19 protein-coding genes are annotated in these 20,391 nt (G+C 71.2%); 2 read left to right on the plus strand and 17 right to left on the minus strand.

Annotated elements, in window-relative coordinates; genetic code table 11:
- Window positions 1-42: 42 nt before the first annotated feature.
- From nuoN to E4622_RS10525, 15 genes are all read right to left on the minus strand, one after another.
- Entirely contained in the window at window positions 43-1,632 is a 1,590-nt protein-coding gene (gene nuoN, locus E4622_RS10455; protein ID WP_134740127.1) for an NADH-quinone oxidoreductase subunit NuoN, read from the minus strand.
- Entirely contained in the window at window positions 1,632-3,176 is a 1,545-nt protein-coding gene (locus E4622_RS10460; RefSeq protein ID WP_134740128.1) for an NADH-quinone oxidoreductase subunit M, read from the minus strand. Before E4622_RS10460 ends, nuoN begins: the two co-directional genes overlap by 1 nt.
- On the minus strand, window positions 3,173-5,104 hold the full coding sequence (nuoL, locus tag E4622_RS10465; protein WP_134740129.1) for an NADH-quinone oxidoreductase subunit L: 1,932 nt from the start codon (window positions 5,102-5,104) through the stop codon (window positions 3,173-3,175). The genes E4622_RS10460 and nuoL overlap by 4 nt, the downstream gene beginning before the upstream one ends.
- Window positions 5,105-5,120: 16 nt before the next feature.
- Window positions 5,121-5,414: an NADH-quinone oxidoreductase subunit NuoK gene (gene nuoK, locus E4622_RS10470; protein WP_134740130.1), complete on the minus strand. Its 294-nt coding sequence runs from the start codon at window positions 5,412-5,414 to the stop codon at window positions 5,121-5,123.
- Window positions 5,411-6,238: an NADH-quinone oxidoreductase subunit J gene (locus E4622_RS10475; protein WP_134740131.1), complete on the minus strand. Its 828-nt coding sequence runs from the start codon at window positions 6,236-6,238 to the stop codon at window positions 5,411-5,413. The genes nuoK and E4622_RS10475 overlap by 4 nt, the downstream gene beginning before the upstream one ends.
- Window positions 6,235-6,795: an NADH-quinone oxidoreductase subunit NuoI gene (nuoI, locus tag E4622_RS10480; protein ID WP_134740132.1), complete on the minus strand. Its 561-nt coding sequence runs from the start codon at window positions 6,793-6,795 to the stop codon at window positions 6,235-6,237. Before nuoI ends, E4622_RS10475 begins: the two co-directional genes overlap by 4 nt.
- The gene (gene nuoH, locus E4622_RS10485; protein ID WP_134740133.1) at window positions 6,788-8,128 is read right to left on the minus strand and encodes an NADH-quinone oxidoreductase subunit NuoH; all 1,341 of its coding nucleotides are present in this window, start codon (window positions 8,126-8,128) and stop codon (window positions 6,788-6,790) included. Before nuoH ends, nuoI begins: the two co-directional genes overlap by 8 nt.
- Window positions 8,125-10,539 carry an NADH-quinone oxidoreductase subunit G gene (locus E4622_RS10490; RefSeq protein ID WP_134740134.1) on the minus strand — a complete coding sequence of 805 codons (2,415 nt, stop codon included), beginning with the start codon at window positions 10,537-10,539 and terminating at the stop codon, window positions 8,125-8,127. The genes nuoH and E4622_RS10490 overlap by 4 nt, the downstream gene beginning before the upstream one ends.
- On the minus strand, window positions 10,536-11,870 hold the full coding sequence (nuoF, locus tag E4622_RS10495; RefSeq protein WP_209021866.1) for an NADH-quinone oxidoreductase subunit NuoF: 1,335 nt from the start codon (window positions 11,868-11,870) through the stop codon (window positions 10,536-10,538). Before nuoF ends, E4622_RS10490 begins: the two co-directional genes overlap by 4 nt.
- Complete coding sequence (nuoE, locus tag E4622_RS10500; protein WP_134740135.1) at window positions 11,867-12,664, minus strand: NADH-quinone oxidoreductase subunit NuoE; 798 nt, start codon at window positions 12,662-12,664, stop codon at window positions 11,867-11,869. Before nuoE ends, nuoF begins: the two co-directional genes overlap by 4 nt.
- A gap of 67 nt (window positions 12,665-12,731) precedes the next feature.
- Window positions 12,732-14,072 (minus strand): NADH-quinone oxidoreductase subunit D, encoded by a 1,341-nt coding sequence (locus E4622_RS10505; protein ID WP_134740136.1) that lies wholly within the window; start codon window positions 14,070-14,072, stop codon window positions 12,732-12,734.
- On the minus strand, window positions 14,072-14,797 hold the full coding sequence (locus E4622_RS10510; RefSeq protein ID WP_134740137.1) for an NADH-quinone oxidoreductase subunit C: 726 nt from the start codon (window positions 14,795-14,797) through the stop codon (window positions 14,072-14,074). The genes E4622_RS10505 and E4622_RS10510 overlap by 1 nt, the downstream gene beginning before the upstream one ends.
- Window positions 14,794-15,348, minus strand: a complete 555-nt coding sequence (locus tag E4622_RS10515) for an NADH-quinone oxidoreductase subunit B (RefSeq protein WP_134740138.1) — start codon at window positions 15,346-15,348, stop codon at window positions 14,794-14,796. Before E4622_RS10515 ends, E4622_RS10510 begins: the two co-directional genes overlap by 4 nt.
- 18 nt (window positions 15,349-15,366) lie before the next feature.
- Window positions 15,367-15,726: an NADH-quinone oxidoreductase subunit A gene (locus E4622_RS10520; protein WP_134740139.1), complete on the minus strand. Its 360-nt coding sequence runs from the start codon at window positions 15,724-15,726 to the stop codon at window positions 15,367-15,369.
- Between the two features lie 257 nt (window positions 15,727-15,983).
- A complete protein-coding gene (locus tag E4622_RS10525; protein ID WP_245156016.1) occupies window positions 15,984-16,679 on the minus strand; it encodes a demethylmenaquinone methyltransferase in 696 nt (231 codons plus the stop codon).
- Between the two features lie 139 nt (window positions 16,680-16,818).
- Here E4622_RS10525 and E4622_RS10530 point away from each other — a divergent pair, with 139 nt between their 5' ends.
- Window positions 16,819-17,781, plus strand: coding sequence for a L,D-transpeptidase family protein (locus E4622_RS10530; protein ID WP_134740141.1), 963 nt, complete (start codon window positions 16,819-16,821; stop codon window positions 17,779-17,781).
- 16 nt (window positions 17,782-17,797) lie between these two features.
- Here the strand turns inward: E4622_RS10530 and E4622_RS10535 are convergent, their stop codons facing one another.
- Window positions 17,798-18,415: a hypothetical protein gene (locus E4622_RS10535; protein WP_134740142.1), complete on the minus strand. Its 618-nt coding sequence runs from the start codon at window positions 18,413-18,415 to the stop codon at window positions 17,798-17,800.
- Between the two features lie 57 nt (window positions 18,416-18,472).
- Between E4622_RS10535 and E4622_RS10540 the strand changes: the two genes are divergently transcribed.
- The gene (locus E4622_RS10540; RefSeq protein ID WP_134740143.1) at window positions 18,473-19,744 is read left to right on the plus strand and encodes an isochorismate synthase; all 1,272 of its coding nucleotides are present in this window, start codon (window positions 18,473-18,475) and stop codon (window positions 19,742-19,744) included.
- Window positions 19,745-19,748: 4 nt separating this feature from the next.
- Here E4622_RS10540 and E4622_RS10545 read toward each other — a convergent pair whose 3' ends face one another.
- Window positions 19,749-20,381 (minus strand): MBL fold metallo-hydrolase, encoded by a 633-nt coding sequence (locus tag E4622_RS10545; RefSeq protein WP_134740144.1) that lies wholly within the window; start codon window positions 20,379-20,381, stop codon window positions 19,749-19,751.
- Window positions 20,382-20,391 lie beyond the last annotated feature (10 nt).

Consider the following 20,391-nt stretch of genomic DNA (forward strand, 5'->3'; position numbering starts at 1 on the left):
CGTCACTGATGGGCAGCGCCAGCTCCGCGGCGGGGTTCGAGCTCACCTGATGAAGTCTCCCGCATTGGTCACGAGATCGAGCACCGGGCCGGGCACGACGCCGAGGACCAGGGTGGCGACGGCGCAGACCGCGACCGTCACGGTGGTCAGCGGCGAGGCCGAGGTCACCGCGGCGACCTCACCCTCCGGCTCGGAGAAGAACATCAGGCGGATGTGGCGGATGTAGAAGTAGACCGCCACGATGCTGGCCACGATCGCGACCGCGACCACGGGCCACGCGCCGGCGGACATGGCCACCGTGAAGACCGCCCACTTCCCGACGAAGCCCGCGGTCAGCGGGATGCCGGCCATGGAGAGCAGGAAGAACGCGAACGCCCCGGCCACCCACGGCGAGCGGCGGCCCAGGCCGGCCCAGCGCGGGAACGTGGTCGCCTCGCCGCCGGAGTCGCGCACGAGCGTCACCACGGCGAAGGCGCCGACGGTCGCGAAGCCGTAGGTCGTGAGGTAGAACAGCACGGCCTGGAGCGAGGTGACCTGGCCGTCGGCCAGCTCCCCGCTGGCCTGAGCACCGAGGACCCCGGTGAGCAGGAAGCCCGTGTGGGAGATGGCGGAGTAGGCGAGCATCCGCTTGACGTCGGTCTGCACGATGGCGAGCACCGCGCCGACCAGCATCGTCAGGATCGCGATGACCCACATCATGGGCTGCCACGTCCAGCGGTCCGAGCCGAAGCCGACGTAGAACAGGCGCAGCAGCGCACCGAACGCCGCGACCTTCGTGCAGGCCGCCATGAACGCGGTGACCGCGGTCGGGGCGCCCTGGTAGACGTCGGGGGTCCAGGCGTGGAACGGCACGGCGCCGACCTTGAAGAGCAGGCCCACGGCGAGCATCCCCATGCCGATCAGGAGCAGCGACTCGTTGCCGACGTCGTTGCGCACGGCCTCGTTGATCTCCGCGAGCTGCATGGAGCCGGCGAAGCCGTAGATGAGCGCGACGCCGTAGAGGAAGAAGCCGGAGGAGAACGCGCCGAGCAGGAAGTACTTGAGCGCCGCCTCCTGGCTCAGCAGGCGGCGCCGGCGGGCGAGCCCGCACAGCAGGTAGAGCGGCAGCGACAGGACCTCGAGCGCCACGAACATCGTGAGCAGGTCGTTGGCTGCCGGGAAGAGCATCATGCCGCCGACGGCGAACATCAGCAGGGGGTAGACCTCGGTGTGGTCCAGCCCGCGGGTGGACGCCTGGCGCTCCGCCTCGGTGCCGGGCAGCGCGGCGGCCTGGCCGGCGAACGCCGACACCCCGCCCTCGAGCCGGCGCTCGGCGAACAGCGCCACCCCGGCGGCCGCGAAGACCAGGACCAGGCCCCAGAGGTAGACCGTGGGGCCGTCGATGACCAGTGTCCCGGAGGCGGCGAGCCGCCCGCGGGCCGCGCCGCTGGCGCGCGAGGTGAGGTCGGTCGCGACCCAGATGGTGAAGCCGAGGGCGGCGAGCAGGCCGAGCCCGGCCACCACGACCTGGACCACGTGCCGGCGGGCGCGGGGCAGGAAGCCCTCGACGACCACACCGAGGCAGGCGGCGCCGAAGACGATGAGCATCGGGGCGAGCTCGAAGTACTGGAGCGTGGGCTTGACGAACTCCATCAGTGATCGCCCCCTTCCTCGGTCGCGGCATGGTCCGGCACGGAGTCGGCCGGTACGTCGGGCTCCTGGTCGGTGACGCCGACGTGGGACATCAGGTTCTTGACGGTGGGGTTGGCCACGTCGAGCAGCGGCATCGGGTAGAAGCCGAACAGCACGAGCGCCAGCAGCAGCGGGGCGACCGCGCCGATCTCACGCCGGTCGAGGTCCGGGGTGCCGTCCAGCTCGGGCACCCCGGGGCCGGTGAAGACCCGCTGGTACATCCAGAGCACGTAGATGGCCGCCAGCACGATGCCGGTGACCGCGACGGCACCGACGTACCAGGCGTAGTCGAAGGCCGACAGCAGCACGAGGAACTCCGACACGAACGGACTCAGGCCCGGCAGCCCCAGGGTCGCCAGGCCGGCGACGAGGAAGAGCCCGGCGAGCACCGGGGTGACCTTCTCGAGGCCGCCCATCTGGCTGATCAGGGTGGTCCCCCGACGGCGGACGAGGTAGCCCGCGAGCAGGAACAGCGCGGCCGTGCCGAGGCCGTGGTTGACCATGTAGAGGATCGCGCCGGAGCCGCCCTGGCTGCTCATCGCGAACACGCCGACCGTGATGAAGCCGAAGTGGCTCAAGGACGTGAGGCCGATCAGGCGCAGGACGTCGTCCTGGCCGATGGCGACGAGCGCGCCGTAGACGATCGAGATGAGCGCGAGCACCATCACCAGCGGCGTGGCCCACTTCGAGGCCTCGGGGAAGATCCCCAGGCAGAAGCGCAGCATCCCGAAGGTGCCGATCTTGTCGAGCACGCAGACCAGCAGCACGCTGACGCCGGGCGTCGCCTTCTCCGTGGTGTCGGCCAGCCAGGTGTGCACCGGGAACAGCGGCGCCTTGATCGCGAAGGCGATGAAGAAGCCGGCGAACAGCCAGCGCCCGGCGTCGGTGGAGATGTCGAGCTCGGTGAGGTCCGACAGGAGGTAGGACGGCTTGCCCTGCTGGGCGGAGACGACGTAGAGACCGATGACCGCACCGAGCAGGATCAGGCCGCCGGCCAGCTGGAACATCAGGAACTTCACGGCCGCCGCGCCCCGGCCGGCCCGGCCGAAGCCGCCGATGAGGAAGTAGGCCGGGATCAGCGTCGCCTCGAAGACGACGTAGAAGAGGAACACGTCGGTCGCGCAGAACACCGCGAGCGAGAGGCCCTCGAGGGCCAGCGCCCAGGCGAAGAACGCCCGCGTGTTGCCGTCGTCGCTGTCGAACCAGCCGGCCACGAGCACGATCGGCACGAGGACGGCCGTGAGCAGGACCATGAGCAGGCCGAGACCGTCGACGCCCAGCGCGTAGTGCACGCCGAAGGCCTCGATCCAGGTGTGCTGCTCCTCGAGCTGCATGCCGCCGGAGTCGAGGTCGAACTGCAGGGCCACCGCGATCCCGAGCGCGAGCGTGAGCAGCGAGAAGCCGACCGCCGCGAGCTTGGTGAGCGTCGGCGGCGCGAAGCCCACGACCAGCGCGCCCACCAGGGGTGCGGCGTTCAGCAGGGTGAGCCAGGGGAAGTCGTTCATCCGAGGTTCACCGCCAGGAGGGCCAGGACGACGATGAGCACGCCGGCGAGGAGGGAGAGGGCATAGGAGCGCACGAAACCGTTCTGGACCTTCCGGAGCTGGCCGCCGATCCCGGAGACCGCGGACGCGCCCCCGGTGAAGACGCCGTCGGCGCCGTGGCGGTCGAACGTGAGCAGGCCGCTGACGAGGTGACGGCCGGGCGAGACCACCAGGCCCTCGTTGATCGCGTCGCCGTAGAGGTCGGCACGCGCCGCGCGGGTGGCGAACGAGACGTCCTCGGGCGGGGTCAGCGCGATCTCGCGGCGGGCGACGAGGAACCAGGCCGCGGCGACACCGAGCGCCACGACGACGACCACGATGCCGGTGATCGCCAGGGCGGGCAGCGGCGGCTCCTCGTGCTCGACGTGGCCGACGACCGGCGTGAGCCACTCGACGATCCAGTCGCCGAGCAGCAGGACGCCGGCGAGGACCGACAGCGCGGCGAGCACGATCAGGGGGACGGTCATGACCGAGGGCGACTCGTGCGGGTGCACGTCCTCCTTCCACCGCTTGTTGGTGAAGAAGGTCATCAGCATCAGGCGGGTCATGTAGAAGCCCGTGATGCCGGCACCGAGCAGCGCGGCGAGGCCGACCAGGAGGTTCTCGGTGAGCGCGACCTCGATGATCTTGTCCTTCGACCAGAACCCGGAGAACCCGGGGAAGCCGATGATCGCGAGGTAGCCCATGGCGAAGGTCAGGAACGTGATCGGCATGGCGTGACGCACCGCGCCGTAGCGGCGCATGTCGACGTCGTCGTTCATGCCGTGCATCACCGAACCGGCGCCGAGGAACATGTTGGCCTTGAAGAAGCCGTGCGTCAGCAGGTGGAAGATCGCGAACGCGTAGCCGGGGGTGCCGAGGCCCGCGGCCAGCATCATGTAGCCGATCTGGCTCATGGTGGAGCCGGCCAGCGCCTTCTTGATGTCGTCCTTGGCGCAGCCGAGGACGGCGCCCCACAGCAGCGTGACGGTGGCGACGATGACGACCACGGTCTGGGCGGCGGGGGCCAGCTCGAAGACGAAGTTGGAGCGGACGATGAGGTAGACGCCCGCCGTGACCATGGTCGCGGCGTGGATCAGGGCGGAGACCGGGGTCGGGCCCTCCATGGCGTCGAGCAGCCAGGCCTGGAGCGGCACCTGGGCGGACTTGCCGCACGCGCCGAGCAGGAGCAGCAGGCCCAGCGCGTTGAGCGTGGCCTCCGAGGCGCCGGACGAGGCGGCGCTGATGCCGCTGAAGCTGGTCGTGCCGAAGGTGACGAAGAACAGGAAGATCGCCAGGGCCATGCCCATGTCGCCGACGCGGTTCATCACGAAGGCCTTCTTGGCGGCGGCCGCGGCGGTGGGCTTGTGCTGCCAGAAGCCGATCAGCAGGTACGACGCCAGGCCGACGCCCTCCCAGCCGAGGAAGAGCCCGACGTAGTTCTCGGACATGACGAGCATCAGCATCGCCGCGACGAAGAGGTTGAGGTAGCCGAAGAAGCGGCGGCGACGGGGGTCGTGCGCCATGTAGCCGATGGAGTAGACGTGGATCAGCGTGCCCACGCCGGTGATCAGCAGCAGGAACAGCGCCGACAGCGGGTCGTAGAGCAGGTCCATGCCGACCTCGAGGTCGCCGACGTGGATCCACTGGTAGAGGTGCTGCGAGATCTGCCGTGACCCCTCGTCCCGGTCCATCAGGGAGAGGAACATCAGCAGGCTGACGACGAAGGACCCGGCGGCGGTCGCGGTGCCGAGCAGGTGACCCCAACGGTCGGTCAGGCGGCCGCCGAGCAGCAGCACGGCGGCGCCGGCCAGCGGCAGCGCGATCACGAGCCACATCAGGGAGAAGATCCCGTCGGCGGACGAGGGGTCGACCACCGGGACGTGGGCAGACTCAGTCAAAAGGTGCATCTCGGACGTGGCCCTCTCAGAACTTCAGCAGGCTCGCGTCGTCGACCGAGGCCGAGCGACGCGTCCGGAAGATGGTCATGATGATCGCGAGCCCGACGACGACCTCGGCGGCGGCCACGACCATGACGAAGAACGCCGCGATCTGCCCGTCGAGGTTGCCGTGCTGCTTGGCGAACGTCACCAGCGCGAGGTTGGAGGCGTTGAGCATCAGCTCCACGCACATGAACACCACGATGGCGTTGCGCCGGGTCAGGACCCCGACGCACCCGATGCTGAACAGGATCGCCGACAGGACGATGTACTCATTCACGGCTGCTCCTCCGTGTGGGCCGTGGCGCCGCTCTTGCCACTGGTCTCGGGCGTGGCGTCGGCCCGCGACTGCGCGTCGAGGCCCAGCGAGCGCTGGACCTCCTCGATGTCGTCGGCGAGGTCGGGGGCGCTGCGCACGGTGCCGCGCGCCGAGAGGACCCGCGAGACCGACGCCCGCGACGCGGTGCCGTCGGGCAGCAGGGCGGGGGTGTCGACGGCGTTGTGGCGGGCGAAGACGCCCGGCGGGGGCAGCGGCCCGGGGTGCGTGCCCTTGTCGGCGTAGTCGCGCATGCGCTGCTGCGCCAGCTCGGCCTGGCCGGGCTTGGGCGTGAGGCGCTCGCGGTGAGCGAGCACCATCGCGCCGACGGCGGCGGTGATGAGCAGCGCGCTCGTGGCCTCGAAGGCGAAGACGTAGCGCGAGAACAGGATGTCGGCCAGACCCTGGATGTTGCCGCCGGAGTTGGCCTGCTCGAGGCCGACCGTGGTCCCCAGCGTGATCTGACCGAGGCCGAGGACCAGCACCAGACCCAGCACCAGCCCGCCGACGATCGCGAGCACCCGCTGGCCGCGGATCGTCTCCACCACCGAGTCGGAGGCGTCGACGCCGACGATCATCATCACGAACAGGAAGAGCATCAAGATGGCGCCGGTGTAGACGATGATCTGCACCGCGAAGAGGAACGGCGCCTCGAGCACGGCGTAGAGCACCGCCAGGCTGATCATCACGACGGCCAGCAGCAGCGCGGCGTGGACGGCCTTGCGCACGAAGAGGATGCCGAGCGCGGCCAGCACCATCACGGGAGCGAGCACCCAGAACGCGATCACGGGGCGGCCTCCTCGCGCGCCGCCGGCGCTGGGGCCGAGAACTCGCCGCGGTAGTAGGCACCCTCGTCGTCGCCGAGGAGCATCGCGTGCGGCGGCTGCTCCATGCCGGGCAGCAGCGGCGCCAGCAGGTCGGACTTCTCGTAGATGAGGGCCTCGCGGTTGTCGTCCGCCAGCTCGTACTCGTTGGTCATGGTGAGGGCACGCGTGGGGCAGGCCTCGATGCACAGCCCGCACAGGATGCAGCGCAGGTAGTTGATCTGGTAGACGCGGCCGTAGCGCTCACCGGGCGAGAAGCGGCCGTCCTCGGTGTTCTGGTCGCCCTCGACGTAGATGGCGTCGGCCGGGCAGGCCCAGGCGCACAGCTCGCAGCCGATGCACTTCTCGAGGCCGTCGGGGTAGCGGTTGAGCTGGTGCCGCCCGTGGAAGCGCGGCGCGGTCGGCGACTTCTCGAAGGGGTACTGCTCGGTCACGACCTTGCGGAACATGGTGCGGAAGGTGACGCCGAAGCCCGCGATGGGGTCCCAGAACTGCTCCTTCACGCCGCGTGACTCAGCCATCTGCGTGTGCCTCCTTGCCCGCGCCGGCAGGGGCGGGGCTCGAGATCGGGGTGTCGAAGGTCAGCGGCGCCGCGGCGCCGCGCACGGCGCCACCGGCGGGCATCGCCGGGACCGGGAAGCCGCCGGGGGTCGTCGTGGCGGCGGGCGCCTCCTCGGCGGCCTCGCGCTCCTCACCGAAGAAGAACAGCAGCAGGAACGCGACCACGAGCACGCCGATGCCCATGAGGAGGTAGCGCCGGTCGATGCCGTCGCCGTCCAGGGAGATGGTGCGGATGGTCGCGACCGCGATGATCCACACCAGCGCGATCGGGATCAGCCGCTTCCAGCCGAACGCCATGAACTGGTCGTAGCGCAGGCGGGGCAGCGAGCCGCGCAGCCAGATGAAGAAGAAGACGAAGAACAGCACCTTGCCGAAGAACCAGATCAGCGGCACGTAGCCCTCGTTGGCGCCGGCCCAGATCTCGTCGATCCAGAAGGGCGCGTGCCAGCCGCCGAGGAAGAGCGTCGTGGCCAGGGCCGAGACCGTCGCCATGTTGATGTACTCGGCGAGGAAGAACAGGGCGAACTTCAGCGAGGAGTACTCGGTGTGGAAACCGCCGACGAGCTCGCCCTCGGCCTCGGGGAGGTCGAAGGGCGCACGGTTGGTCTCGCCCACCATGGCGATCACGTAGATGACGAACGACGGCACCAGGATCAGGCCGAACCACAGGTCGTCCTGGGCCTCCACGATCTCCGAGGTGGACATGGAGCCGGCGTAGAGGAACACCGCGACGAGCGCGAGGCCCATCGCGACCTCGTAGGAGATCATCTGCGCGCTGGAGCGCAGGCCGCCCAGCAGGGAGTAGGTCGAGCCGCTCGACCAGCCGCCGAGCACGATGCCGTAGATGCCGACCGACGCGATCGCCATCACGAACAGCACCGCCACCGGCATGTCGGTGAGCTGCAGCGGGGTCGTGCGGTCGGTGAACGGCAGCCCGACGTTCTCGGGGCCGAAGGGGATCACGCTGAAGGTCACGAACGCCGGGACCACCGCGATGACCGGGGCCAGCAGGAAGACCACCTTGTCGGCGGCCTTGGGGATGATGTCCTCCTTGAGCGCGAGCTTCACGCCGTCCGCGAGGGACTGCAGGAGGCCGAAGGGGCCGTTGACGTTGGGGCCGATGCGGTGCTGCATCCGGGCCACGACGCGTCGCTCCCACCAGATGTTGAACAGGGTGAGCAGCACCAGCACGAGGAAGATCAGCACGGCCTTGACGATGACCAGCCACCACGGGTCCTTGCCGAAGGCGCTGAGGTCGTCGGCGGCCAGGACCGAGACGAGGGTCGGGCTCATGCGGGGTCTCCCTTCACGGTCACGCGGGAACCGGGCGAGGCGACGTCGGCGAGGACGCCCCGGCCGAAGGACCGGGCCGGGAGCCAGACGACCCCGTCGGCGAGGTCGTCGGCCACGACGGCCGGCAGCGTGACCGAGCCACGGTCACCGGTGACGGTCACGGTCGGCCCGACGGCGTCGAGGACGGTGCGCGAGACACGCGCGACGCTCGGCCGCGCAGTGGCCGCGAGGTGCTTGTCGCCGTCCTGCATCGAGCCGTCGTCGATCATCTGCTTCCAGGTCGCGAGCGCCAGGCCCGACCCGCCGTCCGTGGGTACGGCGGACACGGTCGGAGCGGCCGGGCGGTCGCCGTCCCAGGGACCCATCTCGACCAGCTGGGCGCGCGCTTCGGGCACGGTGCGGAAGCCGAGCGGACCGCCGGCGCCGAGCTGTGCGAGCTCCTCGGCGATGCCGGAGAGGATGCGCAGGTCCGGGAGGGATGCCGGGTTGGACAGCACTGCCTCGAACGGCCGCGGGCGGCCCTCCCAGGTGACGAACGTGCCGGCCTTGTCGGTCACCGGTGCGACCGGGAACACGACGTCGGCGGCGCGGGTCACGTCGGTCTCGCGCAGCTCGATGGCCACGACGAAGCTGGCAGCCTCGAGCGCGGCACGCGTCGCCTCGGGGTCGGCGGTGTCGTCGGGGTCGATGCCGCCGACGACGACGCCTCCGAGCTGACCGGACGCCAGGGCGGCGACGATGCCGTCGAAGTCGCGGCCGGCGGTCTCGGGCAGCGAGTCGACGCCCCACGTGGTGGCGGCGTCGACGCGGGCGGACGCGTCGGCGACGGGCCGGCCCCCGGGGAGCAGGTTCGGCAGGCAGCCGGCCTCGACCGCACCCCGGTCGCCGGCGCGACGCGGCACCCAGGCGAGCCGGGCGCCGGACTTGGCGGCCAGGGCGGCGGCGGCCGACAGGGCGCCCGGCACGGAGGCCAGGCGCTCGCCGACGAGCACGACGCTGGTCGCGTCGACGCCGTGGTCGGCGTGGCCGAGCAGGCCGTCGATCGCGGCGGGCTCCTCGCCCGGCACGGTGGCGACCAGGTGACCGCCGAGCTTCTCCAGGCCGCGCGAGGCGAACGGCGCGATCGCGATGACGCGGGTGCCGTGCTTGATGGCCTTGCGCAGGCGCAGGAAGATCGCCCCGGCCTCGTCCTCGGGCTCGAGGCCCACCAGGACGACGGTCGCGGCGCGCTCCAGGTCGGCATAGGTCACGGCGCCGCCCTCGGGGCCGGTCACCACGACGTGCGAGGCCAGGAAGTCGGCCTCCTCGGCGGAGTGCGGGCGGGCCCGGAAGTCGATGTCGTTGGTGCCGAGCGAGACGCGGGCGAACTTGCTGTAGGCGAAGGCGTCCTCGACGGTGTGGCGTCCGCCCATGAGCACGGCGGACGGTCCGGCGGCGCGCAGCCCGCGGGCGGCGACGGCGAACGCCTCCGGCCACGAGGCGGGACGCAGCGAGCCGTCCTCGTCACGCACCTGCGGGTAGCCGATCCGGTCGTCCTGCGTGGCGTAGTGGAACGCGAAGCGGTCCTTGTCGGTGATCCACTCCTCGTTGACCTCCGGGTCGTTGCCCGCGAGGCGGCGCATGACCTTGCCGCGGCGGTGGTCGACGCGGATGGCCGAGCCGCAGGCGTCGTGCTCCCCGACCGACGGCGACGACACCAGGTCGAAGGGCCGCGAGCGGAAGCGGTACTCGGCCGACGTGAGCGCGCCGACGGGGCAGATCTGGATCGTGTTGCCCGAGAAGTAGGACTGCAGGGGCTCCTTCTCGTAGATCCCGACCTGCTGCAGCGCGCCACGCTCGATCAGCGCGATGAAGGGGTCGCCGGCGATCTCCTCGGAGAAGCGCGTGCAGCGCGCGCACAGCACGCAGCGCTCGCGGTCGAGGAGCACCTGCGCGGAGATGTTGATCGGCTTGGGGTACGTGCGCTTGACGCCGCCGGAGGCGGAGAAGCGGGACTCGGCGCGGCCGTTGGACATCGCCTGGTTCTGCAGGGGGCACTCGCCGCCCTTGTCGCAGACCGGGCAGTCGAGCGGGTGGTTGATGAGCAGGAACTCCATGACCCCCTGCTGCGCCTTGTCGGCGACCTCGCTGGTGGCCTGGGTGTTGACGACCATGCCCTCGGCGACGGGCAGCGTGCACGAGGCCTGCGGCTTGGGGAAGCCGCGCCCGTTGCCGGCGTCGGGGACGTCGACCAGGCACTGGCGGCACGCGCCGACAGGCGCCAGCAGCGGGTGGTCGCAGAAGCGCGGGATCTGGACGCCGACCTGCTCGGCCGCGCGGATCACCAGGGTGTCCTTGGGAACGCTGACCTGGATGCCGTCGATCGTGACCGAGACCAGGTCGACGTCGGTCTTGTCGGGTGTGGTCGTCATGCTGTCGCTCCGGCGGTGGCGAAGGTGGTCGAGGCGGCCGGGTCGAACGGGCAGCCGCCGTGCTGGAGGTGGGCGAGGTACTCGTCGCGGAAGTGCGCGATCGAGCTCGAGATCGGGCTCGTCGCCCCGTCACCCAGGGCGCAGAAGGAGCGGCCCAGGATGTTGTCGCACTGGTCGACCAGCAGGTCGAGGTCGGCCTCGGCGCCCTGGCCCTTCTCGAGCGCGGCCAGGGTCTGCACCAGCCACCACGTGCCCTCGCGGCACGGCGTGCACTTGCCGCAGGACTCGTGCTTGTAGAACTCCGTCCAGCGCAGGACGGCGCGCACGACGCAGGTGGTCTCGTCGAAGATCTGCAGCGCGCGGGTGCCGAGCATGGAGCCGACCGCGCCGACGCCCTCAAAGTCGAGTGGCACGTCGAGGTGGTCGGCGGTGAGCAGCGGGGTGCTGGAGCCGCCCGGCGTCCAGAACTTCAGCGAGTGCCCCTCGCGGACGCCGCCGGCGAGGTCGATGAGCTCGCGCAGCGTGATGCCGAGCGGCGCTTCGTACTGGCCCGGCCGGGTGACGTGGCCGGACAGCGAGAAGATGCCGTAGCCCTTGGACTTCTCGGTGCCCATGGAGGAGAACCACTCGGCGCCGTGCTCGAGGATGCTGGGCACCGACGCGATGGACTCGACGTTGTTGATGACCGTCGGGCTGGCGTAGAGACCGGCGACCGCGGGGAACGGCGGGCGCAGGCGCGGCTGGCCGCGGCGGCCCTCGAGGCCCTCGAGGAGGGCGGTCTCCTCGCCGCAGATGTAGGCGCCGGCGCCGGCGTGGACGACGAGGTCCAGGTCGAAGCCGGACCCGTGGATGTCCTTGCCGAGGTGGCCGGCGGCGTACGCCTCGGCGACGGCGGCCTGGACCCGGCGGATGACGTGGAGCACCTCGCCGCGGATGTAGATGAACGCGGTGTTGGCCCGGATGGCGTAGGAGCTGATGATGACGCCCTCGACCAGCGTGTGCGGCGTCGCCATCATCAGCGGGATGTCCTTGCAGGTGCCCGGCTCGGACTCGTCGGCGTTGACGACGAGGTACTTGGGCTTGGGGTTGTCCTGCGGGATGAAGCTCCACTTCATGCCGGTCGGGAACCCGGCGCCGCCGCGGCCGCGCAGGCCGGAGTCCTTGACCGCCGCGATCACGTCGTCGGGCGCCATCGCGAGCGCGTTCTTGAGCGCGCCGTAGCCGCCCTGGGCCTCGTAGGCCGCCAGCGTCCAGCTGCGCTCGGAGCCCCAGTTGTCGGTGAGGACCGGGGTCAGGGTGTCGATCGTGGCTGAGCTCTCGGTGCCGCTCATTGGGCCTCGTCCTTGTCTGCGGCGGTCTCGCCGCTGGGGCTCGTGTCCTCGACGACGGCCTGCTGGGCCACCTTGTCGTCGCTCTCGGCCACCGCCTGCTCGCGCTCGGCGGGCTCCTCGGGCACCGCGGTGGCGGTGCCGTCGTCGTGGCGCTCCGCGGACGGCGCGGTCCAGCCGCGCTCGCGGGCGATCTCGCGCCCGGCCAGGCTGGCCGGCCCGGCGGAGGGACCCTCGTCGGCACGGCCGTCGGGGAAGCCCGCGAGCACCCGCTCGGCCTCGCGCCAGGTGCCGAGCCGCGGGCCGCGCGTGGAGCTGACCTCGGCGCCGGAGCGCAGGTCGTCGACGAGCTGCGTGGCCGACTGCGGGGTCATGTTGTCCATGAACTCCCAGTTGACCATCATCACCGGGGCGTAGTCGCACGCCGCGTTGCACTCGATGTGCTCGAGGGTGATCTTGCCGTCCTCGGTGGTCTCGTCGTTGCCGACGTCGAGGTGGCCCTTGAGCCGCTCGAAGATCAGGTCGCCGCCCATGACCGCGCACAGCGTGTTGGTGCAGACGCCGACGTGGTAGTCGCCGACCGGCTTGCGCTTGTACATCGTGTAGAACGTCGCCACGCCGCTGACCTCGGCCGCGGTGATGTCGAGGATCTCGGCGCACGCCTCGATGCCCTCGGGCGTGACCCGACCCTCCACCGACTGCACGAGGTGCAGCATCGGCAGCAGGCCGGAGCGGGCCTCGGGGTAGCGGGCCGCGATCTCGCGCAGCTCGGCGTGCGTCTCTTGCGTCAGCGTCATCGGGGTCCCCTCGACGTTGTGAGGCGGAGGAGCGAAGCGGAGGAGCCGAAGAACTTCGTGGGGTGGTTCATCTGTCGACGCCTCCCATCACGGGGTCGATCGAGGCGATGGCGACGATGACGTCGGCGACCATGCCGCCCTCGCTCATCACGCTGGTGCCCTGCAGGTTGGTGAAGGACGGGTCGCGGTAGTGCACGCGGAAGGGGCGGGTGCCGCCGTCGGAGACGACGTGCGCGCCGAGCTCGCCGCGCGGCGACTCGATCGGGACGTAGGCCTGGCCCGGCGGGACCCGGAAGCCCTCGGTCACGAGCTTGAAGTGGTGGATCAGCCCCTCCATCGACTCCCCCATGATGTGGCGGATGTGGTCGAGGCTGTTGCCCATGCCGTCGCTGCCGATCGCGAGCTGGCTGGGCCAGGCGATCTTCTTGTCGGCGACCATCACCGGCGCGCCCTCGAGGCCGGCCAGCCGGTCGGCGGCCTGCTCGATGATCTTGAGCGACTCCCACATCTCGTTGAGGCGGATCCGGAAGCGGCCGTAGGCGTCCTTGGTGTCCCAGGTCTGGACGTCGAAGTCGTAGTCCTCGTAGCCGCAGTAGGGCTCGGTCTTGCGCAGGTCCCAGGCGTAGCCGGTGCTGCGGAGCACCGGGCCGGTGATGCCCAGCGCGAGGACGCCGTCCAGCTCGAGGTGGCCCACGCCCTCGAGGCGGGCCTTGAAGATCGGGTTGGCGTTGCACAGGGCGGCGTACTCGGGCAGGCGCTTCTTCATCAGGGCGACGAAGCCGCGGATCTCGTCCAGGGCGCCCGGGGGCAGGTCCTGGGCGACGCCGCCGGGGCGGATGAACGCGTGGTTCATGCGCAGCCCGGTGATCAGCTCGAACAGGTCGAGCACCAGCTCGCGCTCGCGGAAGCCGATGGTCATGACCGTGAGCGCGCCGATCTCCATGCCCCCGGTGGCGATGGCGACCAGGTGCGAGGAGATGCGGTTGAGCTCCATGAGCAGGACCCGCATGACGCTGGCCTTCTCGGGGATCTGGTCCTCGATGTCGAGCAGCCGCTCGACGCCCAGGCAGTAGGTCGCCTCGTTGAAGAACGGGCTGAGGTAGTCCATGCGGGTCACGAACGTCGTGCCCTGCACCCAGGAGCGGTACTCCATGTTCTTCTCGATGCCGGTGTGGAGGTAGCCGATGCCGCAGCGGGCCTCGGTGACCGTCTCGCCCTCGAGCTCGAGGATCAGGCGCAGCACCCCGTGCGTGGAGGGGTGCTGGGGGCCCATGTTGACGACGACGCGCTCGTCGGACTCCTCCGCGAGGCCCTCGACGATCTGGTCCCAGTCCTGGCCGGTGACGGTGAAGACGCGACCCTCGCTGGTGTCGCTCGCGCCTGCGTACATGTCCTGGTCGGTAGCCATCAGTTGTAGCTCCTGCGCTGGTCGGGCGGCGGGATGGTGCCGCCCTTGTACTCCACGGGAATGCCGCCCAGCGGGTAGTCCTTGCGCTGGGGGTGGCCCGGCCAGTCGTCGGGCATGAGGATGCGCGTGAGGGCCGGGTGGCCGTCGAACACGATCCCGAACATGTCGTAGGTCTCGCGCTCGTGCCAGTCGGTGGTGGGGTAGATGCCCACCAGGGACGGGATGTGGGCGTCGGCGTCGGGGACGCTGACCTCGACCCTCACACGACGGTTGTGCGTCATCGAGAGCAGGTGGTAGACCGCGTGCAGCTCGCGCCCGGCGTCGTCGGGGTAGTGCACGCCGCTGACGCCCGAGCACAGCTCGAAGCGCAGACGCGGGTCGTCGCGCAGGGTCTGCGCCACGTGGAGCAGCTCCTCGCGCGGCACGTGGAGGGTGAGCTCGCCCCGGTGGATCACCACGTGGCCGAGGTGACCCTCGAGCGCGTCGGCGACCTCGTCGAACCAGCCGCCGTAGGGGCGCTGGGCCGGGCCGGGGAACACGATCGGGGCGACCAGACCGCCGTACCCACTGGTGTCGGGGGTGCCGGAGGCGCCGAACATGCCGGTGCGGACACCGACCGCGGTGACCTCGCCCGGGGGTGCCGGGACGTTCTCCGGGGACTGCTCGACCGCGGGCTGCTCGGGCGGCTTGGGCTCGGGGACGACGTCCTTCTGGTCCTCGCTCATCGCAGCTGACCCCGCATGGCGGAGGTGGGCAGCGCGGTCAGGGCGGCGGTCTCGAGAGTCTCGATCTCCGCGAGGCGGTTGACGCCGAGCTTGGTGGCCTGGACCTGGTCGTGCAGCTTGAGGATCGCGTCGATCAGCATCTCGGGGCGCGGCGGGCAGCCGGGGAGGTACATGTCGACGGGCACGACGTGGTCGACGCCCTGGACGATGGCGTAGTTGTTGAACATGCCGCCGCTGCTGGCGCAGACGCCCATGGCCAGGACGTACTTGGGGCCGGGCATCTGGTCGTAGATCTGGCGCAGGACCGGGGCCATCTTCTGGCTCACGCGGCCGGCCACGATCATCAGGTCGGCCTGGCGGGGGCTGGCGCGGAAGACCTCCATGCCGAAGCGGGCGAGGTCGTACTTCGGGCCGCCGCTGGTCATCATCTCGATGGCGCAGCAGGCCAGGCCGAAGGTGGCGGGCCAGAACGACGCCTTGCGCATGTAGCCGGCCACGCCCTCGACGGTCGTCAGCAGGACGCCGCTCGGAAGCTTCTCTTCGATTCCCATGGCTTCAGTTCCCCTCGGTCAGTCCCACTCGAGTCCGCCTCTACGCCACACGTAGGCGTAGGCGACGAACACGGTGGCGATGAAGACGACCATCTCGACCAGACCGAAGAAGCCCATCGCGTCGAAACGCACGGCCCAGGGGTAGAGGAAGATGATCTCGATGTCGAAGACGATGAACAGCATCGCGGTGATGTAGTACTTCACCGGGAACCGGCCGCCGCCGACGGGCTGGGGCGTGGGCTCGATGCCGCACTCGTAGGAGTCCAGGCGGGCCCGGTTGTAGCGCTTGGGTCCGACCACCGCGCTCATCGCCACGGAGCCGATCGCGAACAGTGCCGCGAGGATGGCCAACGCCAAGACCGGCGTGTAGAGCTCCATCCGCAGTCCCTTCCCTGGTGCTGTCGCGCCCATGATTGTGACTTTGTGAACCGAATCACTAGGTGGCGCAGCCCACATCCTGCCACTCCACGGGCCGGTCGTCACACCCAGGGGCCGAGCCCCGACACCCCTTCTCACCTGCACATTTAGCGCACGAGAACCTTGCTTAATTGTCTGCGCTACGAACCCGCTGGTGAGCGGCCTGTGTGGGCACGATCACGTCGTGCTCGAGGACCTCGCGGGGCTGCCCGGTGCCGCTACTTCGTGGCGCGGTGCAGGGCGACGATGCCGCCCGAGAGGTTGCGCCACTGCGGCGCGCGCCAGCCGGCGGCGGCGACCTGGTCGGCGAGACGCTGCTGGTCGGGCCAGGCGCGGATCGACTCGGCGAGGTAGACGTAGGCGTCGGGCGAGGAGGAGACCGCGCGTGCGATCGGCGGCAGCGCCTTCATGAGGTACTCGATGTAGACGGTGCGGAACGGCGCCCAGGTCGGGTGGCTGAACTCGCAGACGACGAGGCGGCCGCCGGGGCGGGTCACCCGCAGCATCTCGGCGAGGCCGGCGGCGGGGTCGACGATGTTGCGCAGCCCGAACGAGATCGTCACCGCGTCGAAGGTGGCGTCGGCGAACGGCAGGCGGGTGCCGTCGCCGGCGGTGAACGGCAGGTCGGGACGCGCCTGCTTGCCGACCTGGAGCATGCCCAGGGAGAAGTCGCACGGGACCACGACCGCCCCGCGGTCGGCGAAGGGCTGGCTGGAGGTGCCGGTGCCGGCGGCGAGGTCCAGGACACGCTCGCCGGGCTGGGGGTCGACGGCCTCGATGACGTCGCGGCGCCACCGCCGGTCCTGGCCGAGGGACAGCACGTCGTTGGTCACGTCGTAGCGGCGCGCGACCGCGTCGAACATCCGACGGACGTCGGTGGGTTGCTTGTCGAGCTCGGCGCGGGCCACCCGCAGAGCCTACGGGGACGCCGGCCGCCCACTGCAGCCGGTAACGGGTTGGTCACGACCACAAGGTTCCCGACCCCGCCTCGCAACCTCCTCGGCCCTGCGGGCGTCATCTGAGTACCACCCACCGCTCCCGAAGGAACCCGCCATGCAGCTCCTCCGCCGCCTCGCGACGAGCGTCCTCGTCGCCGCCCTGCTCTCCGGAGCCGCCCTCGGCGTCGGCTGGGCCACCCGGTCGGCCGACGCCCCGGGCTCGGCGTCCGCGCCCGGCGAGCGCTCGCAGGCGGCCCCGGAGAGCAGGCCCTCCCGGCCGTCCGCGACGCCGACCCCCACGCCCACGGCAGAGACCTCGCCGACGCCGGACGCCCCCTCGTCGGCCCCCGCCCCGGAGTCCGGCGACGAGCCCGGCGACCAGCCCAGCGAGGAGCCGAGCGAGGAGCCCAGCGCGGCGCAGAACCCCGTGCTGCGCCCCGGGCCGCGGCTGCTGGGCGACGGCGACCAGGGCGCCGACGTCCGCGACCTGCAGGCCCGGCTGCGCCAGATCGACTGGTTCGAGGCCGACGTGACCGGCTTCTACGGCGACGTCACCACCACCGCGGTCCGCGGTTTCCAGGCCAAGCGCGAGATCCCCGTCACCGGCGAGGTCGACCGCCGCACGCTGGACCGGCTGCACGCAATGACGAGCGCCCCGACGGCGGCCGAGCTGGCCAACCAGACCGGCGGCAACACCCCGGGGGCGCTCGACCCGCGCTGCCGCAGCGGGCGCGCCCTGTGCATCGACAAGACGAGCAGGACGTTGCGCTGGGTCGTCGACGGCCGGGTGCTCAAGACCGTCGACGTCCGCTTCGGGGGCGAGGCGACGCCGACGCGCGAGGGCGCCTTCTCGGTGGAGTCCAAGAGCCGCGACCACGTCTCGAGCCTCTTCGAGACCTCGATGCCGTTCGCGATGTTCTTCTCGCGCGGCCAGGCCGTGCACTACTCACCGGACTTCGCGGCCACGGGCTACAACGGCGCCTCCCACGGCTGCGTCAACGTGCGCGACCACGACGCCGTCGCCTGGCTCTTCGACCAGGTCCGGGTCGGCGACCCGGTGATCGTCTACCGGTCCTGACGCGGCGGCGCGGCGCTCAGCCGGCGAGGTCGTCGAGGATGTCGACGGCCGCGTCGGCGTCCAGGCCCTGCCCGAAGAGCTGGTACGTCGCCCCTCCGGCGCCGACCTGGCACTGCAGGGCCTGCGGCTGCTCGTCGTCGGGCACGGCCTGGCCCTTCGGGACCGGCTGCTGGTAGTAGAGCGCGCACACGCCGTCACCGACGCTGACCAGCTCGCTGACGTTGCGCTCGAGGTCGAGGTAGGACGGGTCCAGCGGCGGGCCGTTGGGCAGGAAGGGGCCGGCGGCCGTCTCGACCACGGTGATCGTCACCTGCCGCTCGAACTGCTCGTCCTGGTAGGTGCGCACGACCGCCGGCGCGTCGAAGAGGTCCTCGAGCTGCTCGGCGCCGGACTCGTTGATGTCGCCCTGGCGCTCGGCGAAGTCCTCCGCACGCGCCTGCTGCTCCGCGTCGTCCTGGTCGCGCACCAGGTCGGAGGCGCGCAGGCCACCGGGCAGCGAGTCCGGCAGCGCGTCCGGGTCGGCGCCGCCGCTCTTCGGCAGCAGCACGGTGAAGGCCACGAGCAGGCCCAGGACGACGATGCCGCCGACGAGCCCGAGGACGAAGGGACGGGAGCCACGCGCGGAGTCGGTCACGCGGTGACGTTACCCACGTACGCCCCGGGCGGACCAACCGCTGGGTAGGCTCGACGCGTGACGAGTCCTGCGACCCCGACGGGTCCCGCACCCTCGCTGGTCGCGCGCACCGTCGCCCTGGACCTGCCCGAGGCCACCTCCCTGGTCTCCCTGCTGCCCACCGACCACCCGGTCGCCTGGCTGCGCCGTGGCGACGGCGTCGTGGGCTGGGGCGAGGCGGCGGTGCTCCGCTCGAGCGGACCGACCCGCTTCTCCGACGCCGACAAGTGGTGGCGCGAGACGATCGCGCGCGCCGACGTCGTCGACGCGGTCGGCGAGCCCGGCACCGGCCCGGTCTGCTTCGGCTCGTTCGCGTTCGGCGACCTGCCCGGCGAGTCGGTGCTGGTGCTACCCGAGGTCGTCGTCGGCCGTCGCGGGGACCGGGCGTGGCTGACCACGATCTCGACGACCGGGTCCCCCGCACCCACGCCCGCGGTCGCCCCCGCGGAGCCGCCGCTCCCGCCGAGCGGGGTGAGCTTCGCCGACGGCGCGCTCAACGGCGAGCAGTGGATGTCGGTCGTCGCCGACGCCGTGGCCCGCATCAGCGCCGGCGACCTGGAGAAGGTCGTGCTCGCCCGCGACCTCGTGGCCCGCGCCGACGAGCGGATCGACGTGCGCTGGCCGGTGCACCGGCTCACCGAGTCCTACCCGATGTGCTGGACCTTCCACGTCGAAGGGATGTTCGGCGCGACCCCGGAGATGCTGGTCCGTCGTGAGCGCGGCCTGGTCACCTCACGGGTGCTGGCCGGCACCATCCGCCGTACGGGCGACGACGAGCGGGACCTCGCGCTCGCCGCGACCCTGGCGCGCTCGTCGAAGGACCTCGAGGAGCACGAGTACGCCGTCCGGTCGGTCGCGGACGCGCTGGAGCCGCACTGCTCCTCGATGAACGTCCCTGAGGCGCCGTTCGTCCTCCACCTGCCCAACGTCATGCACCTCGCGACCGACGTCAACGGCGTGGTCCACGACGCGGCGACCGTCTCCTCGCTCCAGCTGGCCGAGGCGCTGCACCCCTCCGCCGCCGTCGGCGGCACCCCGACCGCGGTGGCCACCGACCTGATCGACGAGATCGAGGGCATGGGCCGCGGCCGCTACGCAGGCCCGGTGGGGTGGATGGACGCCAACGGCGACGGCGAGTGGGGCATCGCCCTGCGCTCGGCCGAGGTCGTCGGCGACACCGTGCGGCTCTTCGCCGGCTGCGGCATCGTGGCCGACTCCGACCCGGAGGCGGAGCTCGCCGAGGCCCAGGCCAAGTTCGTGCCCGTGCGCGACGCGCTCGCCGGCGGCTGATCCCCTACAGGTCGGCGCCGTCGGCCAGGCGGACGAACTCCTGGCTGTCGCCGAGCAGGTTGCCCATGTGCTGCTCGACCATGCCGAGGCCGACCTCGGAGTAGACGCGGTCGTGGATCGCCAGGCTGCGCGGGGCCCCGACGGCCCGGACGAAGTCGACGGCCTCGCTCAGCTTGAGCCACGGCGCGGACGCCGGCGCGAGCAGCAGGTCGACGGACGTGTCGGGCACCGTGAGCGCGTCCCCGGGGTGGAAGACGGTGGTGGCGCCGACGGTCAGCAGGTAGCCGCTGTTGTGGAAGCGCGGGTAGTCGTCGTGGATGACCGCGTGCAGCTCGCCGACGGCCCGCACGGGGACGCCGACGTCGAAGCGGTCGTCGGGCGCGACGACGCTCAGCCGCTCGGCGACGTCGGGCGCGTCCTCGCGCAGCCGTGCGGCGACGGCGTCGATCGTGAAGACCGGTGCGTCGCAGGCACGGAGGTGGTCGGGGTGGTAGTGGTCGGGGTGCTCGTGGGTGATCAGCACCGTCGTCGCTCCGTCGACCGCCTCGGCGTCGGTGAAGACACCCGGGTCCAGGACGACGACGGCGCCCTCGTGCTCGATGCGCACGCACGCGTGCCCGAACTTCGTGATCCGCATGTCCCGACCC

Source organism: Nocardioides sp. 503, assembly GCF_004522095.1.
In the GTDB taxonomy this organism is placed as follows: domain Bacteria; phylum Actinomycetota; class Actinomycetes; order Propionibacteriales; family Nocardioidaceae; genus Nocardioides.